We start from the raw sequence: 16,629 nt of genomic DNA, 5'->3' as shown, positions 1-16,629 counted from the left end.
TCAACTGAATTACAAAATAATACAATAAAAATTTGTAATTTTAAAATCCAAAATTTTAAAATACCGCAAAATGAATATTCCGGCAGAACATCAAACCATAATGCCCTATTTAATTTTACCGGGCGCATCAAAATTTATTGATTTTACAAAAACCGTTTTTGGCGCTTCAGAGACGCATACTAAAGCACTACGCGAAGACGGAACCATTATGCATGCCGAAATTACCTTAAACGGAAGTACCATAATGATTACCGATGAAGTTACTGACTGGCCCAAACAAACTGCAAATTTGTTTGTTTATGTTCCTAATGCTGATGAAACTTATAAAAAGGCTTTAGAAAATGGTGCCGCTTCATTAATGGGTTTAAGTAATCAGGATTATGGGAGAACGTGCGGTGTAACAGATCCGTTCGGAAATACTTGGTGGATAACATCAGTATAATAATCACTTAAAGATTAAAAATATGAAAGCAGCAGTTAAACAAAATATAGTACAAACTTTTCATGATCTAAACGAAATATTTTCGTCATTCTCTGAAAACGAGATAAATAAAATTCCATACGAAGGGAGCTGGACAGCAGGACAAACCGTACAGCATATTGTATTGGCTGGCTCTGGTTATCCTGAACTTTTTGCGGGAAAAACGGAGAAAACAACTCGAAATCCCGAAGAAAAAGTCAAGGATCTTGAAGCTCTTTTTTTAAACTTCGACATAAAAATGGATGCTCCTATATTTTTACAGCCCGAAAAAAAAGAATACAATAAAAAAACGCTGACTGAAAAACTTCATAAAATTGAATTCGATTTATTAGATTCAGCTGAAAAATATGATTTAACTTTAACTTGTCTTGATTTTCAAGTTCCAGGTTTTGACAAATTCACGATTTACGAGTGGATTAATTTTGTACTCGTTCATACAAAGCGTCACACAAATCAATTAAACAAAATTTTAAAATCGATAAAGAAAATTTAACTCATATAAAATTTATGCTATGAAATCACAATCAAGAACTGTTTTATCTTCGGGCTTATTGGCAGGAACTTTAGATATTCTGGCTGCAATTTTAATTTATGCTGTAGTACTGCACAAAACAACAGCTGTAAAAATTCTACAATCAATTGCCAGTGGTATTTTTAAACAGGAAGCTTATGTTGGCGGATCTCAAATGGCATTATATGGCTTACTTCTTCATTATTTTATTGCCTTTTCTTTTGCCTTCTTTTTCTTTAAAATCTATCCTTATTTTCCTTTTCTACAAAAAAACTTCATGGTTTCTGGTATTTTGTATGGCATATTTGTTTGGATTGTGATGAATCTTATTGTGCTTCCAATTACATTTCCTAAACTTCCATCGAAACAGTTTGACTTTCCTTTATTGCTTTCCATATTAATTTTGATATTTTGTATTGGTATTCCGATAGCATTTATAACGAAAAAGCACTACACCTATCGCTAGTTTTTCTATTCTAAAATTAAAAACTAGAAAACTGACTATCAAAAACTTACATTCAAAAAAGAATTATCAAAATTTTAGCTTTTCATTTCAAAAAAGAATCATACTTTTATTAAAACTAAAATAAAATGTTCTGTTGATTCAAAAAAAACAACAAGAAACTTCTATTTGATACACAATTTACTTTCACCAGTTCAATTGTATTCTGTAAAGAAAAATATAGACTTGATTAATAATTTTATATAGATTGTTTGAAGAACACTCAAACCTCTAATTAGCTTAAAAAACTAATCTCTAATTATTAAACTGTTCTTCTTTTTTTCTTTATTACCATTTCTGTTGATTAACGTTTGATTCATCAAACGCCAACAAAAACAAAAACTAAGTCTAATAAGCCTGCATTGCATTATTTGAGCAAAATGCTCTTTCGGAATTAATTTCGAAACTAAACACCAATTACTAAACCTCTAGATTGCTGCGTTGAAAATACGTAGCCAGACTATGTTATTTTCTGGATTAGGAGAATTGTTTTTGACAACTCCTAAAATATTGCCGCTACTAAAATTACAATGGATTCATTAATCCTAACTGACTTATTAATTGAATTTAAACAGAACTCCCATGAAGACGATATCAAATAAATCAAAAATAGTTTTTCTCTCGACTTTTCCTCCCACGCAATGCGGAATCGCTACTTATACTCAAGATACCATTAAAGGCATTACTGATGTTTTTGGCAAATCGATTACCTGCGAAATTTGCGAATTGGTCGATAAACCCAAGACAAACTCAACACAGGCTTTTACCTTAAACACAAAAAATAAAGATGATTATGCTAAAGCTGCCAGTGAAATCAATAAAGATGAAAAAATAAAACTAGTTCATATTCAACATGAATTTGGTTTATTCGGCGGTCAATACGGAGACCATTTATTAGATTTTTTAAATACAATAAAAAAACCCGTAACCTTTACTTTCCATAGTGTTATCCCAAATCCGAATAACGAATTAAGAACTTTTGTAAAATTACTTTTAAGCTACAGTAAGTCCGTTTTTGTAATGACAAATCAGTCTAAAGAAATTCTGATTAGAGAATATGATATTTCCGAAGACATGATAACAACTGTACCGCACGGCACTCATATTGTAATTTATGAAACTCCTTATCAAGCTAAAGCAAAATATGATATTCAAGACAGATTAGTATTATCTACTTTTGGATTACTTGGCGAAGGAAAAAATATTGAAACCGGTTTACAGGCTTTGGCAAAAATCATTAAAAAAGAGCCAAATGTACTTTACCTTATAATTGGAAAAACGCATCCAAATTTAATAAAAGATGATGTTGATGCGTACCGAAATAAACTTGAAGCACTTGTTGAAGATTTAAATTTAAAAGATAATGTTCGTTTTATAAATGAGTATTTAGACACGGATGAGCTTTTAGATTATTTAAAAGCTACTGATATTTATTTGTTCACTTCAAAAGATCCAAACCAAGCGGTAAGCGGCACTTTTTCATACGCGATGAGTTGTGCCTGCCCAATGGTAGCTTCAAAAATTCCGCATACAAGAGAAGTTTTAACTTCAGACTGCGGTATTTTAGTCGATATTGGTAATGTAGATCAGTTTGCAGAATCGACGCTTAAATTAATTTCGGATGAAAATCTAAGACACGAAATGGGAGTTAATGCTTTTAGAAAAACAAGAGCTTCTTCCTGGGAAAACACTGCAATAATTCACATTAACACGTATAAAAAACTGATTAAAAATCCAGCCGAAATTAAGTACAGTTATCCTAAAATACAATTACGTCACATTAAAAGATTAACGACAGATCTTGGTATCATTCAGTTCAGCAAAATTTCTATTCCAGATCTAGAATCCGGTTATACTTTAGATGATAATGCTCGCGCATTGATTGCCTTTTGCATGCATTATAAACTAACGCAGGATAAAGACGATCTTCCGTACATTTTAATTTATTTGGATTTCATAGAAAGATGTCAAAAGCCAAAAGGAAATTTCATTAATTATGTCGATCAGGATTACCGCGAGCATATCGAGCAAAATGCCGAAGTTAATTTAGAAGATTCAAATGCAAGAGCCATTTGGGCTTTAGGAACAGTAATTTCTGTTGCTGCTATTCTTCCAGAAGCAATTTCAAGAAAGGCATCAAAATGCTTATTGAATTCTTTAAAATGGGCCGAAACTATTCAGTCGCCGCGCTCAATTGGTTTTGCTACAAAAGGTTTGTATTTATATTATGCCGCAACTCCAAATTTATATATGGCAGCGATTATCAATAAATTGAATGCAAAACTACTTGCTAATTATGAAAATACAGCTTCCGAAGATTGGCAGTGGTTTGAGAATTACTTAACTTATGCAAATGGTATTCTGCCAGAATCGATGCTGTACGCTTATTTAATTACTAATAAACCTGTTTACAAAAAAGCGGCTTTAGATTCATTAGACTTTTTAATTTCGAAAACATTTATTGAGGGCAGTTTCAAACCAATCTCTAATCAAAACTGGTATCAAAAAGGCACAAAACCAGAACAATTTGGAGAACAGCCTATTGATGTTTCGTACACTATTCAAACTTTAAATGCATTTTACAGTACGTTTAAAACTCCTGAATATAAACATAAAATGAAAACTGCTTTTAACTGGTTTTTAGGTAAAAATCATTTAAATCAAATTATGTATAATCCCGTAAGCGGCGGAGGTTATGACGGACTCGAAAAAGAAAATGTAAACTTAAATCAAGGTGCAGAATCTACGATATGCTATTTAACAGCAAGATTATTAATGGAAAATTTTGCACAATCGCAATCTAAAGTAATTCCGCTGCTAAAATCTCGAACTGGATTTGCCATAAACTCTTAGAAAAACTGACCAAATTTCAATTAAACCCTTAAAATCCCTTTCTTAATGAAAGGGATTTTTTGTTATATCCTATTCAGTATCATTTTACTTTAATCTACTCACAATGAAAATTATATAAACTTCCAGAAGAGTTGTGTAAATAATTTTAACAACTATCAGGGTAACTTTCGTAAATAATTAGAAAAGGAGAAAAAACTGTTAAAATATTGATTTCAAATACAAAAGCAACTTTAAAATAAGACATTTTGATTCTGAGCTTAAAAAATACATTTACAGAAATTGGAGAGGCAGCTTTGTTTGCAAAGAAGTTTTTTAAAGAGGTTTTAATTCCTCCTTATGAGACAAAAGAGTTCTTGAAACAATGTTATGTTATTGGCTATAAATCATTGCCTTTGGTAGCGATTACAGGTTTTATTATGGGTTTAGTACTCACTTTGCAATCTCGTCCTACGTTAGTAAAATTTGGAGCCGAAAGCTGGCTCCCAGGAATGGTCGCACTTTCCTTAATTAGAGAAATTGCACCTGTTATTACTGCTTTGATTTGCGCAGGAAAAATTTCGTCTGGAATTGGCGCTGAATTAGGCTCTATGAAAGTTACAGAACAAATTGACGCTATGGAAGTTTCGGCAATAAATCCGTACAACTATTTGGTCGTAACTAGAATTTTAGCTTGTACTTTAATGGTGCCTGTATTAGTGTTTTTTGCTGATGCTGTTGGAATAATTGGCGGTTATGTTGGAATAAACATTCATGGCGATGTCAATTTTTATAGATACTTAACACAGATTATACAGTCTCTTGAATTTTTAGATCTGATTCCTGCCACAATTAAAACTTTCTTCTTTGGTTTTTTTATTGGAATGATTGGATGTTTTAAAGGATTTAATGCCGCAAATGGAACCGAAAGCGTGGAAAAAGCTGCAAACTCTGCAGTTGTAACAGCCTCGTTAACCATATTTATTATCGATATGCTCGCCGTACAGATAACTGATTTATTTTTTTAAGATGATTAAAACAAAAGAAAATATAGAACCACGATCAAAAACTAAAAAGCAAGATGTAATAATCACTATAAGGGATTTACATAAAACTTTTGGCGAAGATAACGAAGTCTTAAAAGGCATCAATTTGAACTTACATAAAGGTGAAGATTTGGTGATTTTAGGGCGTTCTGGTTCAGGAAAATCGGTAACTATAAAATGTATCGTTGGATTGATCGCTCCGGACAAAGGCGAAATAACTGTTTTTGATGAAAATATACTGGAACTCAAAAAAAATGAACTTAACAAAATAAGAGCGCGAATTGGTTTTCTTTTTCAAAGCGGTGCATTGTATGATTCAATGTCGGTACGGGAAAATCTCGTTTTTACGTTGAGCAAACATAGAAGAGATTTATCTTCAGAAGAGATTGAAAATGAAGTTATGGAAGCTCTGGAAAATGTAGGCTTAAGTGATGCTGTAGATAAAATGCCATCTGAACTTTCTGGCGGAATGAGAAAAAGAATTGGTTTAGCAAGAACATTGATTTTAAAACCTGAAATCATATTGTACGACGAACCTACAACTGGATTAGATACAATTACTTCGAGAGAAATCAGCGAACTGATTCTTGAAATTAAAAAGAAACAAAAAACATCGGCTATAATAATTACGCACGATATGGCTTGTGCAAAAATGACGGCAGATCGAATTATAGTGCTGAAAGATGGAGTAATTCATGCCGAAGGAACGTATGACGAATTAGAAAAAGACGAAGACAAATGGGTTCGTTCGTTTTTTAAATAAAAAAACTTTAGAAATCATGGAGAAACAATCTGGATATACTTGGAAATTAGGAATGTTTGTAACAATTGGTTTGTTACTTTTTATAACCGCAATCTATTTTATTGGAAAACAAAAAAACCTATTTGGTTCAACATTTCACCTTACCTCAAAGTTTAAAACGGTCAGCGGTTTAGAAGTTGGAAACAACGTACGCTTTTCGGGTATTAACATTGGTACTGTTGAAGAAATCAGACTAATTAATGATTCCTCGGTTGTGGTGTCAATGGTTATAAAAGATGAAGTACGAGAATTTATAAAAACAGATGCTCGTGCCGGTATTGGTTCTGATGGATTAATGGGCGACAAAGTACTGACTATTTCTCCCGGCACCAAATCACAAAAAATTATTGAAGACAATGGTGCAATAGCTTCTATTGACGGTATCGAAATGAACGACATTATGAAAAGCGTTAAAAAAAGTGTTGATAATGTGGGCGTTATATCTGAAGAGCTAGCCATTTTTAGTCACAGCATGAATAACGGAAATGGTGCTTTGGCAAGATTAGTACGTGATGATAAAATGGCAAACAGTGTTTCGAATACGCTCTCTAATCTAGAAACGGGAACAAAAGGTTTTAGTGACAATATGGAGGCGGCAAAAAGCAATTTCTTGTTTAGAGGTTACTTCAAGAAAAAAGAGAAGGAAAAGGAGAAAAAGCAAGAACAAAAACAAGAGAAAGCAGCGAAAGCTAAAGAAGAAAAACAGGAAAAACAAAAAGAAGAAAATGCTAAGAAAGAGTCTTAAAAAAAACTCGATTCAAACGGTAAAACAATAAATCTAAAAAATGAAATTACGCTCTACAGAAACTTTCTGGCCTTTAAAAAATGCCATGAATAATAGTTATCCTTCTATCAATTCTGATATCAACACTGAGATTCTTATTATTGGAAGCGGAATAACTGGAGCTTTAATGGCATATAAATTAATTTCTGAGGGAAAAAAAATAGTCCTTGCAGATCGTCGTGATGTTTGCAACGGAAGTACGGCTGCAAGTACCGCTTTACTTCAATATGAAGTTGATGTGCCTTTGCATGAATTAATAAAACTTAGAGGCGAAAAATGTGCTGTAGACAGTTACAACAATGGAAAAAAAGCGATTTTTGATCTTCGAACAATAATTGATACTATTAAAAGTGACTGTGGTTTTGAGTTTAAAAAGAGTATTTATTTTACCTCATTCAAAAAAGATATTCCGTTTTTAAAAAACGAATTTAAAGTTCGCAAGCAATTTGGTTTTGATGTGAGCTGGCTCAACAAGCAGGATCTAGAAAAAATAGGACTAAATGCTCTTGCTGCATTAGAATCGAAAACGGCTGCAGTTATTGATCCTTTTAAATTGGCTGGCGACTTACTTTATTACTGTGAGCAGAATGGCATGCAGATTTTTGATCGAACCAATATCGTCAGTATTAGCAATCAAAAAGGAAGATGTATTGCTCAAACAGAAAATAAATATACCATTACAGCAGATCACGTTATACATTGTACAGGTTACGAAAGTACCGAAACTTTAAATGAGAAAATAGTCGACTTAAAAAGTACTTATGCGATTGCGTCTGAATCTATCGAGGAGATTCCGCTTTGCTTAAAAAATGCCATACTGTGGGATACAGCAAATCCGTACTTTTATTATCGCGCTACTTCAGACAACCGAATTATTATGGGCGGAGGCGACGAAGAATTTAAAGATCCTAAAAGAAGAGATAATCTACTTTCTAAAAAAGAGCTGTTTTTGCTAAAACAATTTCAAAAAAGATTCCCGAATTCTGACTTTAAATTAGATTATTCCTGGGCAGGAACTTTTGGAGAAACGAAAGATGGTCTGCCGTATTTTGGAAAACCAAATTCGAAAAAAAATGAACATTATGTTTTAGGTTTCGGAGGAAACGGAATTACTTTCAGCGTGATGGGAATGAATTCTATTTTAGACTCAATCAATAACAAAAAAAATACTGATTTAGAGTATTATCGATTTGGACGTTGAGGAAGGTTCTTAGCTTTTTTTTCTTAGAATCTTAGCTCCTTAGAACCTTATTTTACTAATTTTATAAAATGAAAAGCTTTTCCTTCGCTCCCATCAGCTCGGTGAATTCGACGATACTAATTTTAGGTACAATGCCTGGAACAAAATCTTTAGAACTCAATCAGTACTACGGACATAATCAGAATAATTTCTGGAAATTTTTGTTTACCATTTTCAATGAAGATTTCAGCAATGATTACGAAACAAAAAAGGCTTTTTTACTTCAGAATAAAATTGCTTTGTGGGATGTATTGCAGTATTGCGACCGAGTTGGAAGTCTAGACAACGCTATAAAGAATGAAATCGCGAATGATTTTGAAACCTTTCTAAAACAACATCCTAATATAAAAACCATACTGTTTAACGGTCAAAAAGCGGCACAGTTTTTCAAGAAATATGTTACGCTTCACAATACTTATCAACTTATAACACTGCCTTCAACAAGTCCTGCAAATGCAAGTAAATCATTACAGTCAAAACTTGAAGAATGGCAAATTATAGGCACGTTGTAATTTTTTATATTGAAATCATATAACATTTGATACTCAAGATATAACAAACAATGGCTGCACATAACCTAATTTTACTAGTATAAATCAAAGTCAATATATTGACAATTTGACACTTAATAAGACTTATAAATATATTACTAAGTAAAACTGTAAAAAGTTTTTACGATAAAGGAAACATTGGTTATGTTAGTTTATTTTTGAGAAAAAAAGCTATTCTATTCTTTTAGAGTAGCTTTATTTTTTTTACTTTCATATAAACATTCTACATTATGAAAATTCAAACCTACTACAATCATATACGATTTTATACCGCACATCATTTTGTATTTTATCCGCTTGCAGTTCTGTTTTTTCTAAGCAGTTTGTACTTTGCTTTTACCTCAGCAGATACGCTTATTTGGTCCTTTATAAGTATTCTTTTTGGGCTCCTTATTTTTCTTGCTTATATGCTGCGCCAGCATTACGCACTTACTTTGCAAAACCGAATTATACGTTTAGAACTTCGCTATCGCTATTTTACACTCACTGGAAAAAGGTTTGAAGAAATCGAGCATAAGTTTACCGATGATCAAATATTTGCACTTCGTTTTGCTCCAAACGCGAAGTTCTCACTTTAATCGATGATGCTCTTAAAAATAACCTCTCAGGCGATTCTATCAAAAAAGCCATCGTGCATTGGCGGGCAGATTATCATAGAGTCTAAGAGTAAAAACAGTTTCAAAATTTCGAAGTTATGGGCGTGACCCCATATAAAAAAAGCCTCAATTTACATTGCGTTCATTGGGGCTTTTTCTATATGACGTCGGGCTATTCGCGCTGCTTCGGCAGGACTGCTGCTATCCCTCACGCTGACTGCTTTTAACAAAACTCTCAAATTATACTACTGATAATCAAATAATAAGCCCTTAAAATTAAAATGAATGATTTTTTTTGTTAACTTTAATTGTTAAAAATTCATCAATAAATTTAAAGATAAACCTCATGAAAAGATTATTTTATTTTTTGATAATTCCGTTCTCGTATCTTTCATCTAATGCACAAATTGTAGCAGATGCATCAACAAAAGACACTTTAACCTCCGTACAAAACAACTTCGACGACCTGCAAGATTACGCTGACGATTTGCCTTGGCATGCAAGACGATTTAAATTTACAGCTGGTGCGTTTTTCCCTGTAAACAATACACAAGTCGAAGTGGGAACTAATAATGGTAATTTTGGAAATATGATTGATTTTGAAAAGGATCTCGGTTTTAATAAAAGCAGTGAATCATTTACTGCGGCTTTTGAATGGCGCATTTCAAGAAGATCAAGACTAGGTTCTGAATATTTTTATTTGAATAGAAAATCAACAAAAGTCCTTCAAAAAGAGATAGAATTTGGTGATCATACCTATCCTGTAGATGCAAGAGTTTCTGCATTTCTAGACAATCAGATTATTAGAGTATATTACGGTTACGCTTTTATATCAAAACCAAAATATGAAATAGGTGCCTTAATAGGTGCGCATGTTATGTTAGTAGATGTAGGTCTGAGTTTGAACGGACAAACACAGCAGCTTTCCTATAATGATGATTTTGGAGTGACTGCGCCACTGCCAGATATTGGACTTTGGGGAGAATTTGTACTGGGCAAAAAAGTAGGTCTATATGCTAACTTTAATTACTTTGCTATAAAAATAAATGATATTGATGGCCGTATTTTGAGTTACAATCTTTCCGTATTGTATAACGTTTATAAAAATTTTAGCTTAACTGCTGGATATACAGGCTTAAATATTAGAATTGATGCTGAAAAAGAAAGACTAAACGGCTTCTTTAAATGGGGTTATAACGGTCCAACTATTGCTGCAACATACTCTTTCGGTAATCACGTTAAACTGTACAAACATTAGATTATTTAATTCCAAATTTTAGAATTAAAACAAAATAACAAACCCGATATCTTTTAGAAGGTATCGGGTTCATTGCTCAAACTAAATTCAAGATAGATGCAACTAAATTATTTATTGATTGGAATAAATACTAATGATCTAAAAATTAACTTAATTAAATAATGCCGCACAGGTTTTAAAAATATCAAGTCCGTTAATCTCGATAAAAAAACACATCACAGTTATAATGAATTCTCGTTGACTATTTGTTCTTTTTACTCAGCAGTTTCTAATTGTAAAATAATATTTTGATACAATTTACTAAGTGAAAACAATTGCTCTGCAAAAATCATAATTGCCAAGGGAACAAAGAAAAATATCGTTAGATTTTCTTCGTATAAGAAGTAAGTTGTTATCATTAAAATACGAACGTATTCCAGATAATAAATCCATTTTCGCTGTTCTAAAAGTGCACCGCAGTTAATTAATGTTATAAGTATTAACGCCAGAACAAAACCTTTATCGAGTGCATTTAAACGATCAAAATAATAGGTAAAAACCGTTAGTAATAAAGTGCAGATTCCTAATTGAATATAAAGGTAATTCCGAAAACGAAGCCTTTGATTTGGATTACTTTTATCTTGTAAAAAACGCTTTTCTAATGTTGGACGAATATCTTGATCCATATGTGCAGGACTTCCAAAAACGGCATTCCATTTTGCTTTAAAACCTTTTGAACGCTTCCATAATTCAAAAATTTCAAAGTAATAATGAAAGTGCTGCCACAGAAAACTATAACTTTTCAAAGGATGTGTTAAACCGTATTTTGGTTTTTCTTCTTCTTCCTGAAAAGTACCAAAAAGACGATCCCAAAACGTAAACATATCACCGTAATTTTTATCTAAATATTTCTCGTCAGAAGCATGATGAACCCCATGAACAGATGGCGTAACAAAAACATATTCGAGCCATTTAATTTTTCCTATAAGCTGTGTATGCGTGAAAAACGAATAAGCTCCGTGCACGATAAGCATTGTGATTACCATAGAGGGATGAAAACCAATAAAAGGCAGTATACACCAAAATCCTGTTCTAACTATTGCCTGAAATGTCGTAATTCTGGCTGCTGCCGTAAAATTAAACTCTTCGCTATGATGATGTACAATATGTGCCGCCCAGAAAAAATTGACTTCATGACCTAATCTATGATACCAATACCAAACAAAATCTGTGGCGAAAATTAAGGCAATCCAAACTAATGCACCACTCGGAATATCAAATATGCGGTACTCATCATAAATCAAATAATACAGTTGATAAAAACTGCCGGCAATAAACAAATTAATCAATCGCTCTGCAATACCAATGCTTATATTAGAAACAGAACTTTCATAATTAAAAATTTCAGGTCTTTTTTTTCGTTGTGCCAGCTTGTATTCTAGAAATAAAAAAAGAAAAAAAGCCGGCATTGCAAATGCTAGAAAATTAATGTTTTTCATTTTTAAAGATTATATGAATTGATATGAAATTAAAAAAGATATTTTCACCAATAAAAAACCCTCACTGGTTTTCTATCGATGAAAATAATCTTAATATTGTTTAAAATAAAATTAGTTCTGTTTGAATTTTGGCGCGTCGGCTGCCACTTCTTTTACAGATTGTGTTTCGGCTACTTTTTTCAAAGCAATAATATAAGCCGCAATTCTAGGGGTTACATTATGCTTTGCAGCAATTCTAAACACCGTTTCAAATCCTTTTTCTAAAATATCTTCTAAACGTTTGTTTATTTGGTGAATTCTCCACGATTCTAACAAGGAATTTTGAAGCCACTCAAAATAAGAAACGGTTACACCGCCAGCATTCGCCAAAATATCTGGAACTACCAAAACATTATTTTCATGCAAAATCTTATCAGCATCTGAAGAAACTGGTCCATTTGCGGCTTCAATGATAATTTTTGCACGAATGTCATGTGCGTTTTTCTGAGTGATTACATCTTCTTTGGCAGCAGGAATCAATACATCAACATCTAAAAGCAGCAAATCCTCGTGTTTAATGGCAACGGAATTTGGATAACCTTTTATTGTTTTATTATTTAAATTATAATACAAAATAAGCTCTGGAATATTAATTCCCTGCGGATTATAAAATGCTTCTGACACATCACTTACTGCAACAATTTTTAGTCCTTTTTCATATAAAAATAAAGCAGAATGTAATCCTACATTTCCAAAACCTTGAATTGCAACAGTTGCTCTCACTGGTCTAATTTTTAGTTTTTGAAGTGCCAATAAACTAATAATACTCACTCCTCTTCCGGTTGCTTCTACTCTGCCTAATGAACCTCCAGAATGCAGATGTTTTCCTGTTACAACGGCATGAATTGTTTTGCCGTGAACTAATGAAAATTCATCCATTAGCCAGCCCATTTCGTCTGGACCTGTTCCCATATCTGGTGCAGGAACATCTTTTTGCGGGCCAAAAATATCCGATAATGCTTTTGTATAAGCTCTCGTAATACGTTCTAACTCTGTTTTAGAAAGCGTTCTTGGATCGCAAATAATGCCTCCTTTTGCTCCTCCAAAAGGAATTCCGGTTACAGCAGATTTCCAAGTCATCCAAGCGGCTAAAGCTTTTACTTCATCAAGATTTACCGCATTATCATAGCGAATACCACCTTTAGACGGTCCCAAAGCTGTATTGTGTATTACGCGGTAACCTTCAAAATTCTGCTCGGTTCCGTTGTCTAATGTTATCGAAAAATTTACTACAATTTGTTTTTCAGGACGCTGCAGCTTTTGCCTGATTGACTCCTCTAACTTTAGAATATCTGCAGCTATATTAAAACGATCAATCATAGATTGAAAGGGATTCTGTTTTATAATTTCTGTACTCATAATATTTACTTTTAATTTTTATGATTTACTTAATTTGGGTTTACTAAATTGTTTTTTCTGAGTAAAATCAGCAGTTGATGCACGTACAACACGGAATTTTTGTCGAGCAATATGGCATCATAATATTGATATTTCTATTTGATCTCATTTTGTTTGCTTTTTACTAATTCTAAAAAAAGCCTTTCATGGTGCATGAAAGGCTAAAAAAAAAAATAACTAACAAGTACTTTCTATTAACGCCATTTCATTGCATTGTTCATCATGCAGCACATCGTCAAGCTGCACATAAACGGAATGATATTTAGACTAGAGTTTTTCATTGTTAATGCAAATCTATAAAATATATTTTATAAATTCTATAGAATTAGTAGAGTTTATTTTAAAAAACTTTTAATTTGGCTCAAAACCAACTGAAAACTAAAGATTTAAAAGGATAAAAAAATGTACTAAAATTGTGATCTAACAATGAAAACAATAGAAATTAACGCTAAAAGAAGCCCAATTATATTAATCTTGGATAGTTTTTCTTTGAAGAAGAAAAGCCCAACAAGACTTCCTAATACAATTACGCCCATATTCATTCCTGCAAAAACCGTTGATGGATTTTCGACAAATGCCTTATGTGCTTTTAAATAAAATAGAATATTTCCGAAGTTAAAAATCCCTACTAAAGCGCCAAAAAGGACATTTTTAATACTAAACCCGTTCTTTTTAAAAATAACATCGTAAAGCACTATTAACAAAGAAACTGCTAATGCAATACTAAAAACAACGAATAGAGATGTGGTATATGGCAAAGTGGTATAAAGTGCTATTTGTTTAAAAAGTATATCAATTACTCCAAAACCAACAAAAACAGCAACAGGAAAAATCCACTTGTTTTGCTCGTTCTGCATTTGCTTTCTTAAAATGAACAAAAGCGCAATGAATCCAATGATAAGCCCAATTACTTTATAAGAATTAAATTCTTCTTTAAAAATTAACCATGCCGCAAGTATGGGAATAAATAATGACAATCGTTGTGCAGCATCAGTTTTTACAATTCCCATATGTTTTATTGAAAATATCAGAAAAAGAAAAACAATAGGCAGCAAAATACCAATTGCTGCATAAATATTCCACGGAGCATCTTCATGAACTATAGTAAGATCTGGACTAAAAGTAAAATAACAAAGTACTAATGCCGCTATATAATTGAACGCAATAATTTGAATGGGATTAGCATTGTATTTACGGGTAATTTTAAAGATCACACCAACGGTAACACTGCAAAGTATACTTAGAATTAAAAACAGCATAGAATTAAATTTTGAATGCAAAAATAGTACTTATACTTTCTTACTTTTAACTTTTACTTCTTTTATTCCTGCCTTTTTAATTTCCAGCTGCGTAACTTTTCCTTTTTTGTCTTTTATAAATTCAACTGTAGTATTGCTATTATCTGAGCGAAAAAATTTGGTTTGAGATTCTGGCAGTAACTCAATATCTTGATCTATATAATACAGCTTATTATCTTTCTTTAAAATTTTAATATTTTCATACTCTCCCACGTACTGATCATAGATTTTTGCATCTACTGTGGTTTGAATATGTTTGTACGGAAGTTCAACTTCTTTTCCAAAACAGATTCCGGCAAGACCATATGCGATATAATAAGATTTTGACTGGTTATTAGATAAAACCGTAATTAATATATTATCGTTTGTAAATTTATTGAATGATGTCATGGCTCCAAAAAAACCGCCGTCATGCGCAATTAACTGATGATTTTGATTGTAGAATGGGTTAACCAAAAACCCAAAACCAAAATCTTGATCGTTGTATGAAGTAAACATTTTTTTCTTTGATTCTTTCAACAAAATAATCTCGCTGTCAAACAAGGATTTATTCCACAAATACAAATCTTCAACAGTCGAATAAACACCATCGTGACCTATATTAAAACTCCAATTGATATAAGGATTTTTTACTAGTTTATCATTTTCGAGATAATATGATTTAGCCATTTTCTCAACTATTGTACTATTTGTTGTAATACCCGAATTGTACATTTTGGCTTTGTCAAACAATTGCTGTTTTAAAAAAGCCGCATAAGTCTGCCCTGATGCTTTCTCTATAATTCTTGCTAGTAAATAATATCCTATATTGCTGTAAGCTGTACTTGTACCAGGTTCAAACAGAAATGGCTTTTTGATGATGTACTGATAAACGGAATCTTTCTCTAAATCTGTTTTCGATAAATACAATTCGTCAAAATCCATTTGCAAACCTGAATTATGAGCCAGCAGCATTTTTATCGTTATTTTTTCTCCTTTTGGAAAATCAGCAAAATATTGTTTTATAGGATCTTCTAATGAAAGTTTTTTGCTTTCCGCTAATTGTAAAATTGCTGCTGCCGTAAACTGTTTTGAAACGGATGCTAAACTAAACTTTGAATCTACTGTGTTTTTTACCTTCCATTCGTAATCAGCAAAACCATAGGCTTTTTTTAATAGTATTGTATCATTTTTAGAAACTAAAACGGTACCGCTAAAATCATTAACAGCAAATTGCGCATCCATATACTTTTCTAGTTTGCTGCTCAATTCGTTTTGCGAATACCCAATAGCAAATACCGAGAACATTACTAAGATTAATTTTGATTTCATTCCAATCATTTTTTACAATTACTTATTATTTTATGCAGCGTTTGATCCAGCAATGTTATTTCTTTTACTGATAAACCATGCAAAGCTGTTTCTCTGTTGGATTGAATAACAGGTTCTATTAATTCGATGGTTTTCAAACCTTTTTCAGTAATTACCAGATTGAACTTTCTTCTGTCTTCTGCGTGAATTGTTCGGGTTAGATAGTCATTTTTTACCATTAATTCGATCATTCTTGTGATAGAAGCACTGTCCTTAAAAACAAGATTTGCCAATTCGTTTTGAGAAATACTCTCGTTTTGCTGGAGTATTATAAGTACCAAGCATTGATCGACTGTAATATCTTTTACCACTTTGGCAATGTTTTTTTGTGCCAGTTTTCGATATTCTTTAATTGCCTTTTCTATAGAATAAAGAGCTGTTCCTGTTGGATTTTCAATTTTCATGATTCATTTATTTGATACAAATATAATTGATATATCAATATAATACACAAAATAAAACCCGA

15 protein-coding genes and 1 pseudogene are annotated in these 16,629 nt (G+C 32.2%); 11 read left to right on the top strand and 5 right to left on the bottom strand.

The window, feature by feature from the left end:
• The first annotated feature begins 70 nt into the window (after window positions 1-70).
• From BOW55_RS07865 to BOW55_RS07815, 11 genes and pseudogenes are all read left to right on the top strand, one after another.
• Complete coding sequence (locus tag BOW55_RS07865; RefSeq protein WP_129023665.1) at window positions 71-442, top strand: VOC family protein; 372 nt, start codon at window positions 71-73, stop codon at window positions 440-442.
• 22 nt (window positions 443-464) lie between these two features.
• Window positions 465-974 (top strand): DinB family protein, encoded by a 510-nt coding sequence (locus BOW55_RS07860; RefSeq protein ID WP_129023664.1) that lies wholly within the window; start codon window positions 465-467, stop codon window positions 972-974.
• A gap of 19 nt (window positions 975-993) precedes the next feature.
• On the top strand, window positions 994-1,458 hold the full coding sequence (locus BOW55_RS07855) for a DUF1440 domain-containing protein (protein ID WP_129023663.1): 465 nt from the start codon (window positions 994-996) through the stop codon (window positions 1,456-1,458).
• 618 nt (window positions 1,459-2,076) lie between these two features.
• Window positions 2,077-4,347 (top strand): glycosyltransferase, encoded by a 2,271-nt coding sequence (locus tag BOW55_RS07850; RefSeq protein ID WP_129023662.1) that lies wholly within the window; start codon window positions 2,077-2,079, stop codon window positions 4,345-4,347.
• A gap of 245 nt (window positions 4,348-4,592) precedes the next feature.
• Entirely contained in the window at window positions 4,593-5,351 is a 759-nt protein-coding gene (locus BOW55_RS07845) for an ABC transporter permease (protein WP_129023661.1), read from the top strand.
• 1 nt (window position 5,352) lies between these two features.
• Entirely contained in the window at window positions 5,353-6,132 is a 780-nt protein-coding gene (locus tag BOW55_RS07840; RefSeq protein ID WP_129023660.1) for an ABC transporter ATP-binding protein, read from the top strand.
• A gap of 16 nt (window positions 6,133-6,148) precedes the next feature.
• Window positions 6,149-6,916 (top strand): MlaD family protein, encoded by a 768-nt coding sequence (locus tag BOW55_RS07835; RefSeq protein WP_129023659.1) that lies wholly within the window; start codon window positions 6,149-6,151, stop codon window positions 6,914-6,916.
• Window positions 6,917-6,956: 40 nt separating this feature from the next.
• Window positions 6,957-8,156: an FAD-binding oxidoreductase gene (locus BOW55_RS07830; RefSeq protein ID WP_129023658.1), complete on the top strand. Its 1,200-nt coding sequence runs from the start codon at window positions 6,957-6,959 to the stop codon at window positions 8,154-8,156.
• A gap of 68 nt (window positions 8,157-8,224) precedes the next feature.
• Window positions 8,225-8,707 carry a DNA-deoxyinosine glycosylase gene (locus BOW55_RS07825; protein WP_129023657.1) on the top strand — a complete coding sequence of 161 codons (483 nt, stop codon included), beginning with the start codon at window positions 8,225-8,227 and terminating at the stop codon, window positions 8,705-8,707.
• A 269-nt stretch (window positions 8,708-8,976) separates the two neighbouring features.
• Window positions 8,977-9,410, top strand: a pseudogene (locus tag BOW55_RS07820) (DUF6526 family protein).
• Window positions 9,411-9,688: 278 nt separating this feature from the next.
• Window positions 9,689-10,600: a hypothetical protein gene (locus BOW55_RS07815; protein WP_129023656.1), complete on the top strand. Its 912-nt coding sequence runs from the start codon at window positions 9,689-9,691 to the stop codon at window positions 10,598-10,600.
• 254 nt (window positions 10,601-10,854) lie between these two features.
• Here the strand turns inward: BOW55_RS07815 and BOW55_RS07810 are convergent, their stop codons facing one another.
• From BOW55_RS07810 to BOW55_RS07790, 5 genes are all read right to left on the bottom strand, one after another.
• Window positions 10,855-12,078, bottom strand: a complete 1,224-nt coding sequence (locus tag BOW55_RS07810; RefSeq protein WP_129023655.1) for a sterol desaturase family protein — start codon at window positions 12,076-12,078, stop codon at window positions 10,855-10,857.
• Between the two features lie 111 nt (window positions 12,079-12,189).
• The gene (locus BOW55_RS07805; RefSeq protein WP_241686510.1) at window positions 12,190-13,476 is read right to left on the bottom strand and encodes a Glu/Leu/Phe/Val dehydrogenase; all 1,287 of its coding nucleotides are present in this window, start codon (window positions 13,474-13,476) and stop codon (window positions 12,190-12,192) included.
• Window positions 13,477-13,922: 446 nt separating this feature from the next.
• Complete coding sequence (locus tag BOW55_RS07800) at window positions 13,923-14,774, bottom strand: DMT family transporter (RefSeq protein WP_129023654.1); 852 nt, start codon at window positions 14,772-14,774, stop codon at window positions 13,923-13,925.
• A gap of 30 nt (window positions 14,775-14,804) precedes the next feature.
• Window positions 14,805-16,124, bottom strand: coding sequence for a serine hydrolase (locus tag BOW55_RS07795; protein ID WP_129023653.1), 1,320 nt, complete (start codon window positions 16,122-16,124; stop codon window positions 14,805-14,807).
• A 5-nt stretch (window positions 16,125-16,129) separates the two neighbouring features.
• Window positions 16,130-16,567: a MarR family winged helix-turn-helix transcriptional regulator gene (locus BOW55_RS07790; protein ID WP_129023652.1), complete on the bottom strand. Its 438-nt coding sequence runs from the start codon at window positions 16,565-16,567 to the stop codon at window positions 16,130-16,132.
• Window positions 16,568-16,629: the final 62 nt, after the last annotated feature.

It is taken from the genome of Flavobacterium sp. YO12 (assembly GCF_004119495.1).
In the GTDB taxonomy this organism is placed as follows: Bacteria; Bacteroidota; Bacteroidia; order Flavobacteriales; family Flavobacteriaceae; genus Flavobacterium.
The sequence above is the reverse complement of the archived record's forward strand: the minus strand, read 5'-3'. Positions and strand labels throughout refer to the sequence as shown.

What these genes read in the sequence shown, in the direction of transcription:
- BOW55_RS07865 (WP_129023665.1), top strand. Translation starts at nt 71, where the DNA reads ATGAATATTCCGGCAGAACATCAAACCATAATGCCCTATTTAATTTTA.
- BOW55_RS07860 (WP_129023664.1), top strand. Translation starts at nt 465, where the DNA reads ATGAAAGCAGCAGTTAAACAAAATATAGTACAAACTTTTCATGATCTA.
- BOW55_RS07855 (WP_129023663.1), top strand. Translation starts at nt 994, where the DNA reads ATGAAATCACAATCAAGAACTGTTTTATCTTCGGGCTTATTGGCAGGA.
- BOW55_RS07850 (WP_129023662.1), top strand. Translation starts at nt 2,077, where the DNA reads ATGAAGACGATATCAAATAAATCAAAAATAGTTTTTCTCTCGACTTTT.
- BOW55_RS07840 (WP_129023660.1), top strand. Translation starts at nt 5,353, where the DNA reads ATGATTAAAACAAAAGAAAATATAGAACCACGATCAAAAACTAAAAAG.
- BOW55_RS07835 (WP_129023659.1), top strand. Translation starts at nt 6,149, where the DNA reads ATGGAGAAACAATCTGGATATACTTGGAAATTAGGAATGTTTGTAACA.
- BOW55_RS07830 (WP_129023658.1), top strand. Translation starts at nt 6,957, where the DNA reads ATGAAATTACGCTCTACAGAAACTTTCTGGCCTTTAAAAAATGCCATG.
- BOW55_RS07825 (WP_129023657.1), top strand. Translation starts at nt 8,225, where the DNA reads ATGAAAAGCTTTTCCTTCGCTCCCATCAGCTCGGTGAATTCGACGATA.
- BOW55_RS07815 (WP_129023656.1), top strand. Translation starts at nt 9,689, where the DNA reads ATGAAAAGATTATTTTATTTTTTGATAATTCCGTTCTCGTATCTTTCA.
- BOW55_RS07810 (WP_129023655.1), bottom strand. Translation starts at nt 12,078, where the DNA reads ATGAAAAACATTAATTTTCTAGCATTTGCAATGCCGGCTTTTTTTCTT.
- BOW55_RS07805 (WP_241686510.1), bottom strand. Translation starts at nt 13,476, where the DNA reads ATGAGTACAGAAATTATAAAACAGAATCCCTTTCAATCTATGATTGAT.
- BOW55_RS07800 (WP_129023654.1), bottom strand. Translation starts at nt 14,774, where the DNA reads ATGCTGTTTTTAATTCTAAGTATACTTTGCAGTGTTACCGTTGGTGTG.
- BOW55_RS07795 (WP_129023653.1), bottom strand. Translation starts at nt 16,124, where the DNA reads ATGAAATCAAAATTAATCTTAGTAATGTTCTCGGTATTTGCTATTGGG.
- BOW55_RS07790 (WP_129023652.1), bottom strand. Translation starts at nt 16,567, where the DNA reads ATGAAAATTGAAAATCCAACAGGAACAGCTCTTTATTCTATAGAAAAG.